The 21,622-nt window shown below is 67.3% G+C and carries 17 protein-coding genes; all 17 read left to right on the top strand.

What is annotated here, in order from left to right; translation table 11 throughout:
* Positions 1-79 precede the first annotated feature (79 nt).
* Positions 80-376 carry a WXG100 family type VII secretion target gene (locus ACEN2M_RS06785; RefSeq protein ID WP_441647346.1) on the top strand — a complete coding sequence of 99 codons (297 nt, stop codon included), beginning with the start codon at positions 80-82 and terminating at the stop codon, positions 374-376.
* Between the two features lie 69 nt (positions 377-445).
* Complete coding sequence (locus ACEN2M_RS06780) at positions 446-748, top strand: hypothetical protein (RefSeq protein ID WP_441647345.1); 303 nt, start codon at positions 446-448, stop codon at positions 746-748.
* Between the two features lie 71 nt (positions 749-819).
* Positions 820-2,484, top strand: a complete 1,665-nt coding sequence (locus ACEN2M_RS06775) for a hypothetical protein (protein ID WP_441647344.1) — start codon at positions 820-822, stop codon at positions 2,482-2,484.
* A 175-nt stretch (positions 2,485-2,659) separates the two neighbouring features.
* Positions 2,660-3,004, top strand: coding sequence for a hypothetical protein (locus ACEN2M_RS06770; protein WP_441647343.1), 345 nt, complete (start codon positions 2,660-2,662; stop codon positions 3,002-3,004).
* On the top strand, positions 3,001-3,654 hold the full coding sequence (locus ACEN2M_RS06765; protein ID WP_441647342.1) for a hypothetical protein: 654 nt from the start codon (positions 3,001-3,003) through the stop codon (positions 3,652-3,654). The genes ACEN2M_RS06770 and ACEN2M_RS06765 overlap by 4 nt, the downstream gene beginning before the upstream one ends.
* Before the next feature lie 215 nt (positions 3,655-3,869).
* Complete coding sequence (locus ACEN2M_RS06760) at positions 3,870-4,448, top strand: hypothetical protein (RefSeq protein WP_441647341.1); 579 nt, start codon at positions 3,870-3,872, stop codon at positions 4,446-4,448.
* Entirely contained in the window at positions 4,445-5,116 is a 672-nt protein-coding gene (locus ACEN2M_RS06755) for a hypothetical protein (RefSeq protein WP_441647340.1), read from the top strand. Before ACEN2M_RS06760 ends, ACEN2M_RS06755 begins: the two co-directional genes overlap by 4 nt.
* Positions 5,117-5,233: 117 nt before the next feature.
* Complete coding sequence (locus ACEN2M_RS06750) at positions 5,234-6,379, top strand: serine/threonine-protein kinase (protein ID WP_441647339.1); 1,146 nt, start codon at positions 5,234-5,236, stop codon at positions 6,377-6,379.
* A complete protein-coding gene (locus ACEN2M_RS06745; protein ID WP_441647338.1) occupies positions 6,379-12,357 on the top strand; it encodes an Ig-like domain-containing protein in 5,979 nt (1,992 codons plus the stop codon). Before ACEN2M_RS06750 ends, ACEN2M_RS06745 begins: the two co-directional genes overlap by 1 nt.
* A 57-nt stretch (positions 12,358-12,414) precedes the next feature.
* The gene (locus ACEN2M_RS06740) at positions 12,415-13,380 is read left to right on the top strand and encodes an AAA family ATPase (protein ID WP_441647337.1); all 966 of its coding nucleotides are present in this window, start codon (positions 12,415-12,417) and stop codon (positions 13,378-13,380) included.
* On the top strand, positions 13,377-14,759 hold the full coding sequence (locus ACEN2M_RS06735; RefSeq protein ID WP_441647336.1) for a DUF58 domain-containing protein: 1,383 nt from the start codon (positions 13,377-13,379) through the stop codon (positions 14,757-14,759). The genes ACEN2M_RS06740 and ACEN2M_RS06735 overlap by 4 nt, the downstream gene beginning before the upstream one ends.
* Positions 14,756-17,311, top strand: a complete 2,556-nt coding sequence (locus ACEN2M_RS06730; protein WP_441647335.1) for a transglutaminase domain-containing protein — start codon at positions 14,756-14,758, stop codon at positions 17,309-17,311. Before ACEN2M_RS06735 ends, ACEN2M_RS06730 begins: the two co-directional genes overlap by 4 nt.
* A complete protein-coding gene (locus tag ACEN2M_RS06725; protein WP_441647334.1) occupies positions 17,312-18,610 on the top strand; it encodes a DUF5684 domain-containing protein in 1,299 nt (432 codons plus the stop codon).
* Positions 18,607-19,482, top strand: coding sequence for a PP2C family protein-serine/threonine phosphatase (locus tag ACEN2M_RS06720; protein WP_441647333.1), 876 nt, complete (start codon positions 18,607-18,609; stop codon positions 19,480-19,482). The genes ACEN2M_RS06725 and ACEN2M_RS06720 overlap by 4 nt, the downstream gene beginning before the upstream one ends.
* Positions 19,472-20,080, top strand: a complete 609-nt coding sequence (locus ACEN2M_RS06715; protein ID WP_441647332.1) for a hypothetical protein — start codon at positions 19,472-19,474, stop codon at positions 20,078-20,080. Before ACEN2M_RS06720 ends, ACEN2M_RS06715 begins: the two co-directional genes overlap by 11 nt.
* 47 nt (positions 20,081-20,127) lie before the next feature.
* A complete protein-coding gene (locus ACEN2M_RS06710) occupies positions 20,128-20,820 on the top strand; it encodes a hypothetical protein (protein ID WP_441647331.1) in 693 nt (230 codons plus the stop codon).
* 75 nt (positions 20,821-20,895) lie between these two features.
* Complete coding sequence (locus tag ACEN2M_RS06705) at positions 20,896-21,576, top strand: hypothetical protein (protein ID WP_441647330.1); 681 nt, start codon at positions 20,896-20,898, stop codon at positions 21,574-21,576.
* The last annotated feature ends 46 nt before the right edge of the window (positions 21,577-21,622 follow it).

The raw sequence follows: 21,622 nt of genomic DNA, 5'->3' as shown, positions 1-21,622 counted from the left end.
TGACGCTAGCCTCGCGATCAGGTGTGAAACTTGTGTTCGCCCGTCCGGGGGTTCACCAATGAATGGGGAGGGTAATTCAATGGCTAATCTCAATGTGAGCTACGACCAGATGCAGTCGGCGTCGTCGCGTCTGCGCCAGGGCCAGCAGGAGATCGAGGGAAATCTGCGCCAGCTGCGCCAGCTGGTGTCGCAGCTCGTGCAGGAGGGCTTCACCACGACGCGCGCGTCCGGCGCCTTTGACACGTCGTACAACGACTTCAACACCGGCGCCACCCAGACCGTCCAGGGCATCGAGGGCATGGCCCAGTTCCTGGAGAAGGCTTCTCAGGCCCTGCAGCAGACCGACGAGCAGCTGGCGCAGCAGCTCGGCGGCTAAACCAGCATGTTGTGGTGCTGACGGGCCGGCCAGGCCCGTCAGCACCGAATCTTCCAGGGGGGACCGGGAATGGCAGATCTCAAGATCGACTTCAGCGCCATCGGGCGCGCACAGACGCTCACGAACAACGTCAAGTCGGAGTTCGATCGTGCCGAGCGCGTCAGCGATGACGCCGCCGGCTTCACCGGCCACGACGGTTTGGCCAACAAGGTGCGCGAGTTCGGTAACAACTGGGACGTCGGTCGGGAGAAGATCAAGGAGAATCTGGTCTTTTTGGCGGATGCCTTGACATCACTCGTTGATACGTTCAGCGACCTCGACCGCACCCTGGCCGAAAGCGCAGCCGAAGCGACCGCTGCCGCACATGATTGACTCTGCGAGCGGCGTCTTGGTCGTTCGCCCGGTAGTACCGACAGCGCAGTTCGAAGACAAGGTTTACAACTATGTCCCTGCCAGGTAATCCGTCGGCCTTGTCCGAACGTGCTGAAGCCTACGTGCGGTCTGCCGAGGCGATCGCAGATGCCGCCAGGCTCCTCAACTCACTCGCCGCTGAGGGCACCAGCGTCGCCCTGGACGCCATCCGTGAAAGAGCCGCAACGGTTGCCACCGGATTGACGGAAGCGCATGGCCGCTACAGCGGAACCGCGTCAGCTCTGAAGACCTATGCGGTGGAGCTTGCGGCTGCGCAACTGAGCGCAGACCGGGCGACGACCGCTGCGGAAAGCGGATACGCCAGCCTGGCCCGGGTGAATGGGCAGCTCCAGCGGGCGGATTTCAGCCGCATCGTGCACGAGTCGCATGGTTCGTCGGAGCAGGTGCTGGAGCAGGTCGATGACGAGCTCCGTCAGCTGCACTCCCAGCAAAGCTCCGCCGAATCCACCCTGGCGTCAGCCAACGCGTCGTACGACCGCGCGCGAGACGAGCTTGAAGAAGCCGCGCAGCGCGCGATCGCCGCGATTGACAGCGCCATCAGCGACAGCAACGATGGCTTCTGGGACAAAGCGGGCAAGTTCGCAGAGGATGTCGGCGCGTTCTTCGCCACGATCGGCGCATGGATAGTCGACTTCCTGGCCACGGTAGTCCAGGTTCTCCTTGTCGTGATCGCGGTGGTGATCGCGGCCATCCTGATCGTGCTTCTGGTCGCAGTCCTGATCCTCGTGATCCAGGCCGTCCTCGCCGTGGTGCTGGCCATCCTCACGAGCGCCGCGTTCTGGATCGCCGTGGCCGCGGCCGTCGCGATTGTGGCGACAGCCTTCATCTCCAGGGTGGTCAAAGAAGCGAATGCACCGACTCCCACTCTGACGCCCTATTCCTCGACGGACGCCAGTGAGGAGGAGTCGGATTTCGCCGACGATTCCCTGGCTCAGAAGGACCTGAACAGCGTCGACGATTTCATATTGGCTGAGGGGTTCGTGGATCAGCTGGGCGGCACCGACGAGACCGTGGTCGACATCAAGAACATGGGCGGCGAGCCGCCGAATTGGGTGGTTACCCTACCCAGCACCCAGGATTGGCAGATCGCCGGTGGATTCTTCGATTCGGGTTTCGACGTGAACGATGACGGCAAGGTCAACGACCTTGACTCGAACATGATCCTGATGTATCCCGAGCTCATGCCCATTCTTCCAGCAGTGGCCACACAGTACGAGAGGGCAGTGCTTGCGGCCATGGAACAGGCGGGCATCTCCTCCACGGACCCCGTCATGCTCGTCGGGTTCAGCCAGGGCGGCATTATGGCCGGTCATCTGGCGACGACGCAGACGCAGCTTCAAGGAGGGGATTTCAACGTCACAGCGGTGCTGGCGTACGGTGCCCCCATTGACGGCATGAACATCCCGAAAGAGACCACCGTGGTGTCTCTGCAGCATGATGGAGATATCGTGCACACCCTCGACCTCACCGACCCGTCAGCGCACAGCGACAAGAACAAGTGGGTCACCTATGAGGTGGACCCTAACACGTCCGAACAGCCGCATAACAACGAAATCTATCGCGCCACCGCGACCGACCTGATCAAGAAGAACCCAGGACTTAATGACAGCTTCGCGAACTTCTATGGGCCGGTTGTCGAGCAGAAACAGTATGCCTTCAGTGAAGCGCATGAATAGGTACCGTTCGGCGGGAGCCAGGGGGTGGGGGGCGGCTCGAGCGCTCCTGCCGGCGGGGGCGATTCTGATGCTCGTGGCGGGATGCTCCCTCCTGCCCGGAGGACCAGGCCAGGGGGCGAACACCGATTCGGCCGGAAGCTCGAGCTCCGACCAGACGAACGAGGACGAGGCGAACATGCCAGTGGTTGATGCAGTGAAGTCAAGTTCAAATGAGATCTCAAAGGTGAGGGTGGTTCCTGCGATTGATGGGCTGGCCAAGTTTTTGAACGTCTCTGTGACAATGACCGGGGAGCATGTCACCGCCGCCCAGATCGACGCCATGCTGGCGGCTGCGACTAGCGTCATCCCTGAGGATAACCAGAGGATCAATTTTAGCGTGCGGCAGTCAGATGGCAGTGAGCGGTTATCAATTGTGGAGCAGGCTCAAGAGCTAGGCATGCCCGAATTTTACGTCCACAGTGACTACACGCTCGCTATTCCACTGGAGTGGCTGGAGTCCAAATACGGCACTGCCCCGTGACGTCAGATTCCGGTCTGCCCCGCTGGCGGTTTCGCCTGGCCGGCAAATGGTTCTCAATTGAGCTGCACGACGACGCTGCCCGGCGACGGTCGATCAAGGAGCTCGTGGAGGAACAAGTCGGCAAGGCGGAGGAGAACGCCACCCTGCGCGCCCTGATGCGGCGCCGCGTGGAGACCGGCGCGGTTGCCGCTCGCGACGCGCAGGCGCAGGGAATGTTCATCGCCACCGAAGTTTCGCCCGGCCTGGCGATGCCGGTCACCCTCACGGTCTACGCGCCGTCGGATCTGCACATGAGCCCCGCTGTCGGCACCGCCCCAGAAACGGTGATCTCGATGCTGGAAAAGAGTTTCGTCACGCTCGGGATGGAAGGCAATGACACGGCGACGCGGCTCTCCCTCGGCCAAGCGGAGGTGCTGCGGTTGCATCGCTACGCCTCACCGCCGCCCGATGAGCACGCGCCGGAGACCGTTCGAAATCTCATCGTGGACTACTGGTGCACCGTACCCGGTTCCAAACGGGTGGTGTTGGCCAACTTCTTCACCCCCTTGTCGGACATCACCAACGTCATGCTCGAGTATTTCGACGGTGTTGTCCGGGCCTCGTATTTCGAGGCAGAGGCTCAGGCAGCGGCTCAGGCCGCGGTCGTCTGAGCCGATACCCCCGGAATGGTCGCTAAACGGATGCCCGACTACTACACCTGGCTCGAGAAGCACCCTCGCACCTATCAGCGACAACACCAACTGGGTCACCCATGAGGTGGACCCCCGCACGTCCGAGCAGCAACACAACAACAAGCTCTACCGAATCACAGCGATCGACCTCGCTAAGAAACACCCAGAACTGAATGAGACCTTCAAGGACTTCTATGGGTCGGTTGAAGATGGAGGGCACAAGCAATATGCATTCAGCGAAGCGCATGACTAGGTATTGTTCAGCGGGATTCAAGGAATGGCGGGCGGCTAGCGCGTTCCTGCCTGCGGGGGTTGTACTTCTGCTCGTGGCGGGATGCTCGATACTTCCCGGCGGAGCAGGCGAGGGGGCGAACACTGATTCGGCCGGAAGCTCAAGCTCCGGCCAAGCGAGCGAGGGCAAGGCAGACATGCTGGTTATTGATGCAGTGAAATCAAGTTCCAACGAGATCGCAAGCGTTAAGGTCATTCCTGCAGTCGACGGGCTGGCCAAGTACTTGCACCTGTATGTGACCATGACTGGGGAGCAGGTCACCGCTGCCCAGATCGAGGCAATACTGATCGCCGCGACCGGCGTCAACCCTGACGGCAATGCTTGGATCGAGTTTTCCGTGTGGGAGTCCAAAGGTCTCGAGCGACTGACACTTGTGGAGCAGGCCCAGGAGCTTGGTGTGCCGGAGGAATACGTCCTCGATGACTACACTCTCGACCTTCCGCTCGAGTGGCTGCGGACGGAATACGGCGTGGTGCCGTGACCGGGGGCGTCACAACTGGCGAGGTTTCCCTGCCCCGCTGGCGGTTTCGCCTGGCCGGCAAATGGTTCTCCATCGAGCTGAACGACGACGCTGCCCGGCGACGCTCGATCAAGGACCTCGTGGAGGAACAAGTCGGCAAGGCGGAGGAGAACGCCACCCTGCGCGCCCTGATGCGGCGACGCGTGGAGACCGGTGCGGTGGCCGCTCGCGACGCGCAGGCGCAGGGGATGTTCATCGCCACGGAGATTTCGCCCGGCCGGCCGATGCCGGTCACCCTCACGGTCTACGCGCCGTCGGATCTGCACATGAGCCCCGCTGTCGGCACCGCCCCGGAGACCGTGATCTCGATGCTGGAAAAGAGTTTCGTCACTCTCGGGATGGAGGGCAACGACACGGCGACGCGACTCTCCCTCGGCCAAGCGGAAGTGCTGCGGTTGCACCGCTACGCCTCACCGCCGCTGAATGAGCAGGCGCCGGAGCAGACCGTTCGAAATCTCATCGTGGACTACTGGTGCACCGTACCCGGTTCCAAACGGGTGGTGTTGGCCAACTTCTTCACCCCCTTGTCGGACATCACCAACGTCATGCTCGAGTATTTCGACGGTGTTGTCCGGGCCTCGTATTTCGAGGCAGAGGCTCAGGCAGCGGCTCAGGCAGCGGTCGTCTGAGCCGATACCCCCGGAATGGGGGTGGCTGGCATCATGCAATCAGAAATCCGGTCGAGTAACTCTCGATAGGCTCACACCCACGGCTGAATACAGCCGTGGAAAATCCGGGGGGAAATTGTGGCGACACGCCTGCCCTCCGCGCCGCCGGTGTTGTCTGGATACACCTACGTCAGGCCTCTGGGTACCGGCGGATTCGCCGACGTGTTCCTTTTCGAGCAGAACATGCCGCGTCGTGCCGTCGCCGTGAAGGTGTTGCTGCAAGACGTCATCGACGACGACGTGCTCAGGCTCTTCAACGCCGAGGCCGATGTCATGGCCCGCTTGAGCTCGCATCCGTCGATTCTCACCGTCTACAACGCCGGCATCTCGGCCGACGGTCGGCCCTTTCTGGTGATGGAGTTCTGCCCGAGCTCGCCCGGCGCCCACTACCGGCGGCAGCCCCTCTCGGTGCCGGATGCGCTCATCATCGGCGTGAAGATCGCCTGTGCGCTGGAGACCGCACACCGCTCCGGGCTGCTGCACCGTGACGTCAAGCCCTCCAACATTCTGGCCACCTCGTTCGGCAGTCCGGTGCTGGCCGACTTCGGTATCGCGACGTCGCTGGCCAGTGTGCGGCACGACGAGCTGCTGGCCATGTCGGTGCCGTGGAGTGCACCGGAAGTCGTCAACGAGAGCACGAGCGGTTCGGTACCTACCGAGGTGTGGTCCTTCGGGGCCACGATCTACTCCCTGCTGGCCGGCCGGCCACCGTTCGAATCGGTTGAACGCGGCCGCAATTCCAGGGAACAGCAGAAGCAGCGCATCGGGCGGGCCAAATACACTTCGATCGGCCGGGCGGATGTGCCGGTCGCACTGGAAGAGGCCCTGGCCCGCATGATGAGCCGAGACCCGGCGCATCGCCAGGCAAGCCTCCTCGAGTGCGCCCAAGACTTGCAGCGCGTGCAGCATGACGCAGGCATCATGCCCACGGCGCTGGAGGTCGCCGTCGACGAATGGGCGGCCGCGGGCACCCCGATCGACTTCTCGAACACTGCCGTGCGGGGCACCGTGATCTCCGAGGTCGCGTTCGCCTCGCGACGCTCGAGGGACCGTGCCAAGCCGGTGCGGCCCAGCATGGTCGAAGACGAGGGCACCCGGTTGGCAGAAGCCGATCGCCGGCGACCTGGCCTGTCTGGCGTGAAACTGGCGATGGTGCTCGGCGGGGTGCTGGTGCTGGGCGGCGGCCTGGCCTTTGGCGCTGTGCAGATCATGGCCGGGCTCTGATGGCCGGCAGACGACAGGCCGTCGGGCGCCGGTTCGCGCCGAGGCCCCGCACCCTGCGCCTGGCCGCCGTCGTCACAATCGCCACGCTGCTGGGCGGTGTCGCCATCGTCGCCAACGGCTTCGACGTGAAGCAGACCGTCGTCGACGACAGCTCGATCTGGGCGTTGCAGAGCGGCGAGGGCAACCGGTACGCCAGGGTCAACACCGACCTCGGCGAGCTCGACACCGTGAAGACCGTGCCGAGCCCCAGCACTCTCGTGCAGACCGGCACCGGGGTCATGCTCTACGCGCAGAACAACGAAAAGGTCGTCGACGTCAGCCTGACGGCGCCGGTCGACCTGGGCGAAGACCCCACCGACTACGCCAGCACCCCCTCGGGCACCCGCACGGTGGTGTCCTCGGGGCCCTGGGTGGGTTACCTCACCGGCAGCGGGGGAGTGTTCACCGCCCCCGCCGTGGATGGGGTCGCGGCCGCACCGACCGCGGTCGATCCGTACGCCGATGAGGAACCCGCCAAGGGCGAGGAGCCGCAGAGCTACCACTCCGACGCGATCACGATCGGCACCGACGGCATCCTGTATAGCTACTCCAGCGCGCTGGACAGCGTGCTCCGTTTCGACATCGCCGAAGCGAAGGTCCTCGGGTTCGACGACGTTGCCGACGGACCCACGGACGATGGCGCCAGGATGACCGTGATCGGTGACACCTGGGCGCTGCTCGATGTCGCCGGAGAGAACCTCTGGCTCCGAGGTTCCACAGGGTTTGTCGAGACCCGACTGGCGACATCCGCGGTGCTGCAGACACCCTCAGCCACCGGCGACGCGGTCTACCTGGCGGATGCGTCCGGGCTCGTCTCCTTCGCCCTCGACGACGGCGAGAGCACCAGGGAAGTCGGCGAGGACGGCGGCGACATCGGTGTTCCCGCCGCACCCACCATGCTCGACGCAGAGCTGTACGCGGCCTGGCTGCCGGGTGGCGGGGCCGGGGGCACCCTGTGGAACAGTGCTGAGGGGGAGGGCGAGCTCGACTACGGCGACGCCACCTCCGGCAGCGATCCGCAACCGGTCTTCCAGACCAATGGCAGCCGGATGATCCTCAACGACACCCAGAGCGGGTGGGTGTGGGGTATGCCCGACGGCGCCCTGATCCTGAGCTCCCTGGACTGGGGACTGGCCGCCCCGACCGAACCGCAACAGAACACGGATGTCGAGGAGGCGTCCGAGGTCGTGGAGCCCAAGGCCCCCGTCGCCGAGGCCGACGCTTTCGGCGTGCGCGCCGGGCAGCAGGCGAGCCTGCCGGTGCTCCTGAACGACCACGATGCCAACGAAGACGTCCTCACGATCGTGCCTGACTCGGTGACGGGGCTGCCGGCCGAGTTCGGCACGCTCAGCGTCACGAATGCGGGCCAGTCCCTCGCCGTGCAGGTGGCCGCCGACGCCGCGGGCACCGTCACCTTCAGCTATGCGGTCACCGATGGCAGCCGGGTCGACGGGCTGAACTCCCCTCCCGCCACGGTCACCCTCACCGTGCACGATGACAGCATGAATTCGGCGCCGGTGTGGTGTGGCGTCGAGGGCTGCCTGCAGGACTGGCCGACCGTCGAGGTGCAGCCAGGCGGAACCGTCAGCGTGCCGTTGTTGCCCGGCTGGGTCGATCCCGACGGCGACCCGATCTTCGTGACCTCGGTCGTCAACACCTCCGGCACCGGCTCCGTCAGCGCCACCCCGTCCGGCACCCTGGTCTTCAAACACCCCAACGCGGCCGAGGCCGTCGAGGAGGTCGTGTCGGTCACCGTCGGAGTCTCCGACGTGCGCGGGGCGGTCACCGACAAGGTGCTGCCGATCCAGGTCACCGCCGCTCCCGCCCTCACCGTGCGCCCGTTCGCGCTGTTGGCCGCTGTCGGCGAACACGTCACCGCCAGCCCGGCAGAGCACGTGTGGGCGTCGGCCGGGCCGTACCGCATCGAAGCCGCAACCCTGCCGGAGGCATCCGTCGGGTCGACCGTCACGGTCAACGCGGGCGGCGCCACCTTCGACTTCGTGTCCACCCAGCCGGGCAACTATCCGGTCAGTCTTACGGTCGCGGACGACGCCACCGAGGTGGTGGTCCTGGTGCGCATCACGGTGCTCGCCCCCGAGTCCACCACCCTGTCGACCGATCCGGTCACGGTTTTTGTGCGACCGAAGGCCGACACCAGCGTGGACGTGTTCACCGCCGTGTCGAACCCGGCCGGCCGGGTGCTGCTGCTCAGCGAGGCGCTGCCCTCCGCGGCGGGCGCCGGTTCCCTCGACGTCGAAATCGTGGGCCAACGGATGCTCAGGGTGCGCGGTGCGACGGCGGACGAGCAGCCGGGCCTCCTCGGCGTGGTGAACTACACGGTCTCGGACGGCTCCGACGCGGCCGGCACGTCCGTGAACGGGCAGGCCACCGTGTATCAGCTGGCGCCGTCGGTTCCGCAGCCTCCCATCGCACTCGCCGATAGCGTCATCGTGCGGGCGGGTGCGCAGATCGACATCCCGGTGCTCGCCAACGACGTCGCGCCTGATGGCAATATCGTCGTGCTCAACGCCGACTCCATTCAGAACCCGTCCAAACTGGGCTTGGCGTTCGCCTCCGGGTCCACCCTGCGCTATCTGGCACCGGACCAGGCGGGCGTGTATGAGCTGCGCTACAGCGTGTACGTCGCCGGTGCCGCCGAGCTGGCCGATTCCGCGGGCGTCATCGTGACCGTGGTGGCTGCCGGCGAGAACAGTGCGCCGCAGCCCCGCCCGCTGACCGGGCGGGTGCTGTCCGGTGAGCAAATCGAGATTCCGTTCAACAGTTTCGGCATCGACCCCGACGGTGACGACGTCTCCCTGGACCGCGTCGTCGCCCAGCCGGCCCGGGGCACCGCCTCGGTGTCCGCCGCCGGCGACGCCATCGTCTACAGCAGCGTGGCGGGCGACCACGGTGCGGTGGAGTTCGAGTACCGGGTTCGCGACACCAGCGGCGTCACCGGAACCTCACTGGTGCGCATCGGTGTGCTCGACCAACGGGCCGACCCACGCCCGATCACGTTCAGCGACTACGTGGAGGTGGAGGCCGGCGAGGGGAACCAGGTCATCGTGTTCCCCGCGAGCAACGACGTGGATCCCAGCGGAGGTGCGCTGACCCTCACCGACGTGACGCCGGATGCCGCCGCCGATTCCGCCGAATTCGCCAGCCTCGCCGACCGCATCGCCACCGTCGAGGATGGCCAGGTGGTGCTGACCGCCGGACTCGAACCCGGCTTGCTCACCTTCGTGTACTCGGTGCAGAACGCCGACGGCAACACCGGCCAGGGCCTGATCGTCATGAAGGTCGTACGCGCCTCGGTGCCCGACTACCCGGTCGTGGCCGACACCCTCGTGTCCCTGGAAGAACGCGCCCAGTTCCCGAAGGGAATCGACGTGATCACCGGCCGGGCGTCGTGGGCGTCCGGTGACGTGAGCGGCCTGAAACTCAGCCTGTGGGGCAAACCAACCGGTGTGACCGTGTCTGGGTGGAAGATCAGCGGAGTAGCGCCGGATGACGGTCTGCTGTTGCCGTTCACGGTGAGCGGCAAGAATTTCCAGGGCAACACCGTGACGACCTACGGTTTTCTCCGCATCCCGCCGAAGGACGCCGTCATCCTCGCCCTCGATCGTGGCACCGCGCAACAAAACGTCAAGGAGGGCGAGTCCGTGGCCTTCGACATGGCCGCGCTGGTGTCGGTTCCCGACACCGACACGCTCGAGGTCGGCGAGGCGGTGCGGCCGTCCGGGCAACGCCCGGCCGCCAAGTGCAGTGTCAGCGGGCGAACCCAGATCACCTACACAGCGGGTGCCGGCGCACCGTGGATCGATTCCTGCACGGTGCCGGTGCGGCTGGCGGGCCAGGCCGACACGACCGATCTGGTGGTGCCGATCACGGTCGAACCGCTCGAACCGCAGCCGGAGCTCGTGCCCGCCGCCCTCACCCAGAGTCCCGGTGCCGGTGCCCACTCCTTCGAGCTCGGACAGATGGTGCGCTGGCAGGGAGAGGCAGACGCCGCAGCGTTGGTTTTCGGGATCGACTATGCCGGAGACCAGTTCACGGTGGAACAGAGCGGGTCGAGCCTGACCATCCTGGCCGCGGACGTCGCCGTGCCCGGCAAGGAGGAAGCCGTCACCGTGCGCCTGACCAGCCACCCCGACGTTCCCGTCGCCACTCTCTCGCTGAAGGTCGGACCCGCGCCGAGCGACCTGCCCAAGGGGGCCAGCGTCGCAACGCAGTGTTCCAAGGAGACCGGCAGCAGCTGCACGGTCCAGGTCATCGGTGGCGCCGGCGAAGTCAACTCGTATGCCTCGACTCCGCTCACGCTCGTGTCGGTGGCCTCGGCTGGCACCTGCCCCGGCGTGACGTTCGGCGTCGCCGACGCCCGCACCGTGCAGGCCAGTTGGACCAACGACACCGTGGGCGGCATCTGCCAGGCCAGCTTTGTCGTGCGCGACGCGCAGGGCAAGCTGTCGGCCGGTGCGCGTGACGGGGCGGTGACGATCGACCTGCAGGGTGTGCCCGGCGCCCCGGCGGCTGTCGCGCAGACGGCGTACAACGACGGTTCCATCACCCTGGCGGTCACGCCGGGAGGATCAGCCATCGCCTACCCTGCCCTGGAGGGCTTCCGCGTCCTGCGGGACGGCTCCGATATCGGCGTCACCTGCTCGGCCGGTGGGGAGTGCCCGGCGATCACCAACGTGACCAACGGTTCCAAGGCCATGTACTCGGCGCAGGCGTTCAACGCCGTCGGCAGCTCCGCGGCCTCGGCCGCGACCGAGGCCTGGTCGTATGCGCCACCAGGCATGTCCGGCGCCACGGCCACCCCGGTTTACGACGCCGGGATCACCTCGCCGACCAGCGGTGTCGTCGAGCTGGCGATGGACAGCAGCGACCCCTCGACCAGGAGCTACCAGGTCAACGACCAGGTCATCGCGTCCACGGGTGGCCGCACGGTCACCCGCCTGACGCTCGGCGTGGGTGCCCAGACCGTGCAGGTCACCCCGTTGAGCCGGTTCACGCCTCCGCCGATTTCGGGCGGTTCGAATACCTCCACAGTGTCGGTCGACGTGGCGGTCGCGGGCGCGCCGTCCATGAGCGGAGGCACCCTGTCGGCGACCCCGAACTCGATCACAGTGGCCGACGTGGCCCAGAACCCCAATGGCAGCGCGAAACCGTCGAGCATCGTCTATGTCGCCTACCTGGGCGCCGCCCCCAGTTGCACCGCCGCCGCGGACGGAACCATGCTCGCGCCGGCCAACGCTCGCACCGACGCCACAATGTCCGGCCTCACCAAGAACAGGGACTACCTCGTACTGGCCTGCTACGGCAACGGATTCGGTGTGGCGCAGGTCACCCTGGGCCCGATCACCACCTGGGAGCAGCCGGCAGCGCCGAAGGGGTACACCTATCAGATCGCTACGGATGCGGCGAAGCACGCGTACACGATCCAAGCTCCGACCTCGACCGAGCGGGTGCCGGACGATCACACCCTCGAGGTCTCCGGATTCCCCACCGACGTCTGGGGCGCCGCACCCACCATTCAGGTGCGCTACTGCCTGAACGGCAAGACCGCGGTCTGCGGCCCGTACGCCCAAGTGGCACCGGCGCAGGCCGACCGCGCCTGGCAGGCGCGCGTTGACGCTGTCACACCCGCCGCCTGCAAGCCAGGCGCGACACTGACCGCGATCGCGGACGGTCCAGGTTCTGAATCCGCCACGGTGACCGTTGTGCGTGCGACCTACCTGATCCCGGACAAGCCGAACCCGGACACCCCCGACGTGATCCCCACAACCAGCTCCTGGAAGGTCGTCGACGGAACCAAGGTTCCCGCGGACGCCACCCAGGTGAAGGACGTCGAATGGACCCTGTCCTGGGGCGGAACGGGTACGGCCGGCCTGGAGGGCTACTCCGGCGCCTTCGCGACCCCGAAACCCTGTGCCTGACCCGCGGCCGCACCGCTACCCGAACCCGCACGTGAATCAGAAAGCGACACGAGAACGATGACAATCACCCCGGAGCAATCCACCTGGTTCGCGAGCATGTTCACCGCGATGGTCGAGAATGTCGAGCAGGTTGTGCTCGGAAAGCGACACGTTGTCGAACTGGCATTCACCGCGATGATCAGCGAGGGGCACCTGCTTCTCGAAGATTTTCCAGGCACCGGCAAGACCTCGCTCGCCCGTGCCATGTCGCAGACCGTGCAGGGTGTCTCGACCCGCATCCAGTTCACACCCGACCTGCTGCCCGGTGATGTGACCGGCATCACCGTGTACGACCAGAAGACCGGCCTGTTCGACTTCCATAGCGGGCCGATCTTCGCCAACGTCGTGCTCGCCGACGAGATCAACCGGGCCAGCCCGAAGACCCAGTCGGCTCTGCTGGAGGCCATGGAAGAGGGCAACGTCACCGTTGACGGTGTGACCCGGTCCACGGGAGTTCCGTTTTTGGTCATCGCCACGCAGAACCCCATCGAGCAGGCGGGAACCTATCGGTTGCCGGAGGCTCAGCTCGACCGCTTCATGATGAAGACCTCCCTCGGCTACCCCGACCTGTCCTCAACCATCCGCATTCTCGAGGGCACCAGCGTCGTGCGGGGCGAGCTGTCGCCGGTGATCACGCCCCAGGCCCTGGCAGGCATGTCGGACATCGCCCGGGCGGTTTTTGTGAACCCGCTGGTCTACGACTACATCGCCCGAATCGTTGAGGCCACCCGCACTGCCCGGCAGGTGCGGATGGGCGTGAGCGTGCGTGGTGCCAGGGCGCTCACCAAGGCCGCCAAGACCTGGGCGGCCGCCCAGGGCCGTGTCTTCGTGACGCCGGACGACGTGAAGGGCCTCGCCGACCAGGTTCTCGCGCACCGCATGGTGCTCGACCCGGAGGCTGAGTTCGACGGGGTCACCGCGAGCGCCGTCATCGGACAGATCCTGCTGGACATCATTCCACCCAGCCGAAGCGACCTGGCGTGACCCTGCGCACAGAGTCGCACACCTCACGCACCTCGCACACGTCGACCTCGACCTCGACGTCGACCTCGACGGTGTCGGCTACGCATACCCGGTACGCCTCCGGCCGCGCCGGCTCGCTCGTCGAGGTCGTGGTGTGGTGGCTGCGGGCCTGGCGCACCCTGACCGCGGCCATCCGCGCCACGCTCCGGTGGGTGGGGGAGACCGTGACCACGGCCGGCTGGGTCGCGGTGTTCGCCGTGATCGTGCTCCTGCCCACGGGGCTGATCTTCGGCTGGACCGAATTGATCCTCGCCGGGGTTGTCGGCGCGGCCCTCATCATGATCGCCCTGCCCTTTCTCACCGGCGGACGCGCCTACAGCGTCGACTTCACCCTTCCGGTTGAGCGCGTCGTGGCAGGGTCGGAGGTGACCGGGGCGCTGAGGGTGACCAACATCGCCAAGCGACTCGAGCTTCCGGGACGCATCGACGTGCCCATCGGCGCCGGCCTGACCGAGGTGTATGTGCCGCTGATGCGGCCCAGACAAGTGCATGAGGAAGCCGTCGTCGTGCCCGCCTACCACCGTGGTGTCATCGACGTGGGACCGATCACCACCGTGCGCAGCGACCCGCTGGGAGTGCTTAAGCGCGAGGTCGCCTGGGCATCCATCAACCGGCTCTACGTGCACCCGATCACGGTATCGATCCCCAGCACCAGCGCCGGGTTCGTCCGCGACCTGGAAGGCAACCCCACCAGCGACATCGTCGACTCCGACATCTCCTTCCACGCGATCCGCGAGTACGCCCCCGGCGACGGTCAGCGCAACATCCACTGGAAGTCGACGGCGAAGACCGGAAAACTGATGGTGCGCCAATTCGAAGAGAGCCGGCGCTCCCGCCTGGCGATCATCCTCAGCCTCGACACGGCCGAATACGGCTCGGACGAGGAGTTCGAGATGGCCGTCAGCGTGGTCGGCTCGTTGGGCGTGCGAGCCGTGCGGGATGGCCGCGACCTCGCCGTGGTGGTGAGCGAGGAGATGCCCGACATCGTGTCCACGCGCATGCGATCGGTGCGCAGCCTGAATGTCATCTCGAGCCGCACCCTGCTGGACGACCTCACCACGGTCGGGTCGAGCCCCCGGATGATGGCGATCGAAGAGGTCTGTGTTCTCGCGGCCCAGGTGATTCCCGACATCTCGATCGCCTTCGTGGCTTGTGGTTCGGCGATCACCCCAGCCAGGATCCAGGCCCTCCGCCTCAAGTTCCCGGCCAACGTCTCCATCGTGGCCGTGCTCTGCGACCCGCAATCGCCGCCGTCGTACCGCGACCTGTCCGGAACCGGGGTGTTGACCATCGGCATCCTCGACGACCTGCGCTCCCTGCTCGCGCGTAAAGCCGCATGACCGGCACCGACCTGCCTGCGCGCCGCGATCGCGCCTTCCTCACCGTGAACGCGGGCTTCGTGGCGCTCATGGTGCTGCTCGCTGCCGTCGCGGCCTGGCCGATCTACCAATCGGGCGCCTTCGTCGTCATGGTGGCGGGGGCCCTGGGCGCCGCTTTCGTGATCGCGGCCATCGGTCTGGTGCGGGGCTGGTCCTGGTTCGCCCTGGTCCTCGCCACCCTGGCGGCGTACCTGATCCTCGGCGTGCCGCTGGCGATCCCGTCCGCGCTCGGCAGCCTGCCCGCCGCCGCGGCCGGGTGGCTGGACCTGGTGACCGCGACGGTCTTCAGTTGGAAGGAACTGATCACCATCCAGATTCCGGTGGGGCAGTACCAGAGCCTGCTGGTGCCGCCGTTCATCCTCTTCCTCGGCGGCACGACCGCGGCCCTCACCCTGGCCGCCCGGGCCCGCCGGCTCTACGTTCTCGCCGTGCCGGTGCTGTTCCTCCTGCAGCTCTTCGGACTGGTCTTCGGATCGACCGCGGTCAGCTCGACAGTCTCCATCGGTGGTGTGGCCCTGCCCGCTCCCAGGGAAAGTGCAATCGGTCTGGCCGGCTTTCTGCTCGGGTTCGGGTTTCTGGCCTGGCGCACCCGACAGGCCCGCAGCCTTGCGTTGAGCATGGCCTCCACATCGTCCGGCGTGCGGCCCGGCTCCGGCGTCGTGCTCCGACGGGCCCGGCGCGCCGCCCTCGCCGTCGGTGTGCTCCTGCTGGCTCTGGTTGCCGCCGTTCCCACCGCTATCGCCGCGAATCCGGCCGAGCGGGAGGTGCTGCGCAGCGCCATCGATCCCGGGCTCGAACTGCACCAGTACGTCAGCCCGCTCAGTCAATACCGCAGCTACTTCGACGCCGACCACTACGACAGCACGCTGTTCGAGGTAACGGGGCCAGGTGCCGCATCGGCGGCATCCCGGGTGCGGTTGGCCGTGCTCAGCTACTACGACGGTCAGGTCTTCCGCGTCGTCGACCCCGCCACCGGCACAGCCAACCAGGCCACCGCATTCGCGCGCCTGCCATCGACCGCGGATCCGGCTGATTCCGAGTCCCTGACGATCACCATCGACGCCTACCGCGGACCGTGGCTGCCTGGCGCGACCGCCCTCACCGGCGTCGCTTTCACCGGCGAGCGCAGTCAGGCCCTCACCGACGGGTTCTTCTACAGCGCCACAGCCGAGGCCGGGGTGGAACTGAACGGCGTCACAACGGGAGACAGCTACACCGTGAGCTTCGACCCGGCAGCGGAACCGGAAGCCGCGACGCAGACCCTCACGGCGCCGGCCTCTCCGGCCGGTCTGACCGATCCGGACCTCCTCCCGGCGAGCCTGACCACCTGGGTGCAGGCGCAACAGGTGGGCTCGGACGGCGCCGGGCTGGTGGAGCTGGTGACCCGGCTGCGCGAACGCGGCTATCTCAGTCACGGGATCACCGCGCCGAGCGAAGCGGGACCGACCAACTGGGCCGGCGGCCTGGGCGATTACGTGTTCGAACCCAGCCTGGCCGGCCACTCGTCGGACCGGATCGACGCTCTCTTCTCCGCCCTGCTCGACAAACAGAACAGCACCCAGAGCACCGACAACTCTCAACTGGTCGCCGGGGTCGGTGACGATGAGCAGTTCGCGGTTGCCGCGGCGCTGCTCGCGCAGACCCTCGGCTTCCCGTCCCGGGTGGTGCTCGGCTTCGCGCTGGCCGACTCGTCGGCCGGCGCAGCGGCGATTCCGGCATGCGCCGACGGCGTGTGCCGGGGAGGCAACCTGTCGTCCTGGATCGAGGTGCAGGGGGCAGACGGGGCGTGGACGACCATCGAGACCACCCCGCAGCACACCGATCCGTTGTCTCCGCTGAACGACTCCACCCGCGACCCCGAGATCGCCACGGAGGTTGTGCAGCAGCCGGCCACCGAACAGTTGCCGCCGGCGGCCAATCCGGCCAGCGGCGACGACCAGGCGCCGGCCGACGAGGCTGAGGGTCCCGACCTGCGCTGGTTGACCAACCTCCTCAAGGTGGTCGGAACCGTGCTGCTGGTTCTTCTGGTGCTCGCCACGCCGTTCCTCGCCGTGCTCGGCGCCAAGATCTCCCGGCGTCGGGAACGTCGGCGCACCGTCGACCTGGCCGGGCGTTTCGCCGGCGGCTGGGACGAGTACGTGGACGCCGCGGTGGACCGCGGGTTCGGCGGCGAGGGTAGCCAGACGCGGTCGGAGACGGCCGCGCAGTTCGGCAGCGCCGGCGGCGCCCGGCTGGCGACGCTGGCCGACCAAGCCGTCTTCGGGCCGGTACCGCCGGCGGCCGAAGACAGCGAGGCGTACTGGGCGCTCGTGGATCTGGAACGGGCCGAGCTGCTCAAAGACGCCGACCTGCGCCACAGGATGCGCGCGGCTCTGTCCATGCGTTCATTCGCCCGCCACCTGGGCCCCGCGCGAACACGCGGGACTGGCATGATCGATCACGGCTGGCGTCTGCTCCGACGCACCGACCACAGAATGGAGGAGCGCCCGCCGACCAGCAGGCGCGCACACTAAATGGACGCTAATTCGGGAGCGACCGCGGGGATCATCCTCGCCGTCGCGGCGGTGCTCGGCATCGGCTGCTACGTGTGGGTGTCGTTGGCCCTGGCGCGAGTCTTCGAGAAACTCGGTGAGCAGGGCTGGAAGGCCTGGGTGCCGGTCTTCAACATCATCACCCTGCTGAAAGAGGGCGGCTATTCCCCGTTGTGGGTGATCGCCTTCTTCGTGCCCGTGGTGAATGTGGCCGGGGCGGTCATCGCCGTGCTCGCGATGCATGGCATCAACCGCCGCCTGGGCAAGGGCACCGGATTCACCGTTCTGGCCGCCCTGGCCTACCCGGTCTGGGTGAGCATTCTCGGGTTCGACAAGAGCGCAACAACCGGGTTGGAGCCGCTGGCCGCCGTGCTCGGCGCATCCCAGGCCTCTGTTCAGTCGCTCCTCCCACCGGCCACCGCCGGCGACGGCGCCTGGTTCCCACCGCCTGCTGCCGCGCAGGCCGCGCCGATCCGCGAATCGGTGTTCTCGGCCCCGCCGCCTCCCGCACCCCCTTTTCCGGCAGCCTCAGCGCCCCCAGTTCCGGCAGCCTCGGCGCCCCCGGTGTCGTCTCCGCCCTTCGCCACGCCGAACCCGTTCGTGGCGCCTCAATCGCCAGTCGTCGACCACCCGCCCGCGCGCCCGACGGCGCCGGAGGTGGCCCCGAGCCCCTGGGCGCCACCGCCCGCCGTGGCCCTGGCGGCCCCGCCCGCTACGGCCCCGCCCGCCGCGGCGTTCATCGGGCTCCCTCCGCAGTCGGTGCCTCCGGTCGGGGTGCCGCCCGTGGGGCCGCCGCCGGTCGGGGTGCCGACCGTTGCGAGCGCCCCACCGATGGCGCCCGCACCCCCGATGCCTGACTTCGGCGTCGGCGTGACCCCCGACACCGATGACACCTTCTACGCCGACGAGGACGTGGAAAAAACCATGATCTCCAGCCGCAGGCTGAAGCCCTGGATTCTGCAGACCGAGGACGGACAGCGGGTGCAGCTCAGCGCCCCCGTCGTGCTGGTGGGCAGAAACCCGTCTCCAAGTCGCACGCATCCGGAAGCCCAGCTGGTCTCGGTGACCGACCCGGGCAAGACGGTGTCGAAGCTGCACGCCCGGCTGGAACTCGCCGACGGCGCCTGGACCATCGTCGACCTGAACTCCACCAACGGTGTGGTCTTGATCGACGAAGCCGGCACCGAGAACGAACTCACTGAGGGGATCAGCACTCCGCTGACCGAACGATTCCTCCTGGGCGAACTGCCCTGTCAGATCCAGCTGGAAGCCTCACGATGACGCAGGGCACTGCGGTGGTGGACGCCGGGGCTGAGGTGAGCCTCCGTTTCGGATCCCGCACCGATGTCGGCCGCAAGCGTGCCGTCAACGAGGATTCGATCCTCGCGGACTCGCCGGTCTTCATCGTTGCCGACGGCATGGGCGGACACGAAGCGGGCGACCGTGCCAGTGCTGCCGTTGTCGCGGAGTTCGTTCTGCTCGCCGGACGGTCTGAGCTTCGGCCGGAGGACGTGGCCGCCGCCGTGGAACGTGCACACGTCGCGGTGCGCACCGTCGCCGACGGCACCACCAAGGGAGCAGGCAGCACCCTGACCGGGGTCGTGCTCGTGCACCATCTCGACCGGCCGCACTGGCTGGTGCTCAACGTGGGTGATTCGCGGGTATACCGAATGCTCAACAGTGAAATGAGCCAACTCACCGTTGATCATTCCATTGCCCAGGAACTCATCGACAACGGCACCATGCAACAGTCCGAGGTGGCGACCTTCGCACGGCGCAATGTGATCACCCGGGCGGTGGGCGCCGCCGACAGCCCAGCGGACTACTGGCTGTTGCCGGTGCTCACCGGGGAGCGCCTGCTGGTCTGCTCCGATGGCCTGACCGGGGAGCTCAGCGACGAAACCATCAGGGCGGGCCTGACCTTGAACGGTGAGACCCAGCAGACGGCCGACATTCTGCTCGGTCAGGCGCTGACCCGCGGCGGACGGGACAACATCTCGGTGATCGTGGTCGACGTTGTGGCCGGCGGCACCACGGTGAGCGAGGACCCGTCGACGTCATCGCGCGTTGACACCAGCGACGACACGGTGGATGTGCGGTGTGACGAAACCGCGGAGGTTCCGGGCCGAAAGGGGCGCGCCGATGACCGATGACAACACCCGGTCGGAGCGGCCAGACGACGACGATGACGAGGTGTCCGACGACGCCGATGAGAAGACCCGAGTCGTCGACCGGAACTCGGACGACGACCACACCCGCATCGTGTCCAGGGCGCAGGCAGAGGAGCGCACCCGCGTCGTGGAGCGGAAGTCGCCTGCCGCGCCTGTCGCAGCCGCGCATGCCAGCGCTGCCGCTGCCGCTGCCGCTGCCGACGACGCCGATGACGCTGCCGAGGACATCGACGAAACCCGGATCGCTGCGAGCCCCGCCCGCCGCACAGATTCCGGCCGCAACGCCGGTACCCCCGCGGAGTCCGGCATGCCGGGCCGGTTCCAGCCGCCGAAGGTGCAGAGCGGAGCGACGGAGTCGTACGGAATCCGCCACGTTCCGCCGGCCGCCGCACCATCGAGTCGGCCTGGGCTGACTCCAGTGCCCACTGTGACGCTGCCGGCCAGCCCGGCCGAGCTCCGTGAGGCCGCGGCGGCCCGCCGGCGTCGCCGCCGCTGGCGCACCCTGGCTGTGGCTGTCGCGAGCACGCTTCTGGTGGCCGCCGCAGCCATCCTGGGCATCGTTGTCCTGATCGGTGTGTAGCCGGTCGGCCACTAGGCTGGGGGAAATTCTCTGAGGGGGTCTCCGCCATGGGTGCTGCAACGTCGCCGACAGGTTCACCGTCCCGCCGTCCACTCTGGTTCGCTCTCGGCGCCGTCGGCGTTGTCCTGGTCGTGGCCCTGATTGTGGTGCTCGTCGTCTGGCGCGGGGGAGCGGGCACCCCCACAAGCTCCGACACCCTGCCTGGCACCCGACCCACCCCATCCTCGACCGCCGAACCGCTGGCCGTGGCCACCCCCGCCCCCGCGGCGGCGGCCGGTCCGCGTCCCACCACCTGTGACGCCATCTACAGCCCGACCATGCTGGCCACGCTCACCGATACGAGCGCCCTGAACCCCGACTGGACCGAGTCCGACCCCTCAGGTGTGCTGTTCGGCACCAGTGACGCCGAGCTCACCACTCTCATCGAGAGTGTGGAGCACCTCACCTGTGTGTGGGCGGATCCCAATGGCGGCTCCGGCAGCGGCCTCACCTCCAACGTGGTCTTCGTCTCCGCCGACCAGTTGGAGGCGGCGCACCAGCGCCTGCTCGGCCTCGGCGAGAACTGCTACGAGGAGCTCGGCGGCATCCGTTGCGTGGCCGAGACGCCTCAGGGCGATGAAGGCATCGCCGGCGAATCGCACTTCCTGCGCGACGGCATCTGGTTGGCCACCCGCTACGTGAACGCGGGTCCGGATGGCTACACCCACGACATGGTGGCCACCATCTGGGCTGGCGCCTAAGCAGCACCCTCCTCGCCCGGTCCGGGCTATGCTGGGCGCAAAATCCTCCGGGAGGACCGCGCTCAGGGAGGTCGCATGCCCGCTCACGGAACACAAACGATCACGACGGGTCGTCAATGGGTGCTGCTGATCCTGGGCGGCATCGTGACGGTGGTCGTGGTCCTGGCCGCAGTGTGGGTCATCTTCACGCCCCGGCCCGCCAACACTCCCGAGGAGAACGCGGGCGGGCGGCCGGCGCCCGCCGCGGCACCGTCACCCGTGCCGGTCACCGCGCCCACCGCGGTGGTCGCCCCTGGCACGCCCAAACCCGCATCCTGTAACGAGATCTACAGCCCCGACATGGTCGCCGCATTCGGTGACCTGGTGTTGAATCCAGCCTGGACAACCGAACCCGGCGCCGATGTGCGCGTCGGCGCCGACGACCCGGAGCTGCGCGCCATAATCAACGCCAGCGAGCACCTCAGCTGCCGGTGGGTCAGCCCGGCCGGGGCGTCCGGCAGCGGCGTCTCCACCAGCGTCGTCTGGGTGACCGCGGAGCAGACCGCGGCTGTCGAGGCCCGGCTGCGCGCGCTGGGCATGGAGTGCTACGAAGAGCTCGGGGGGCTCCGGTGCATCACCGAAACCTCAGCGGGCGCCGACAGCATCGGGCAGTCGCACTTTCTGCGCGGCGGCATCTGGCTGGCCACCCAATACGTGAACGCCGGTCCGGATGGCTACACCCACGACATGGTCAACAGCATCTGGGCAGGGGCCTGAACCGAGCAATTGCCCGCGTGCGACTCCCGCACGCCTCCAGCGGTGG

Origin of the sequence: Cryobacterium sp. W22_MBD10_FK3 (genome assembly GCF_052113745.1) — a bacterium.
Lineage (GTDB): Bacteria > Actinomycetota > Actinomycetes > Actinomycetales > Microbacteriaceae > Cryobacterium.
Note: the sequence above shows the minus strand (reverse complement) of the source record. Positions and strands in the feature narration are given on the sequence as shown.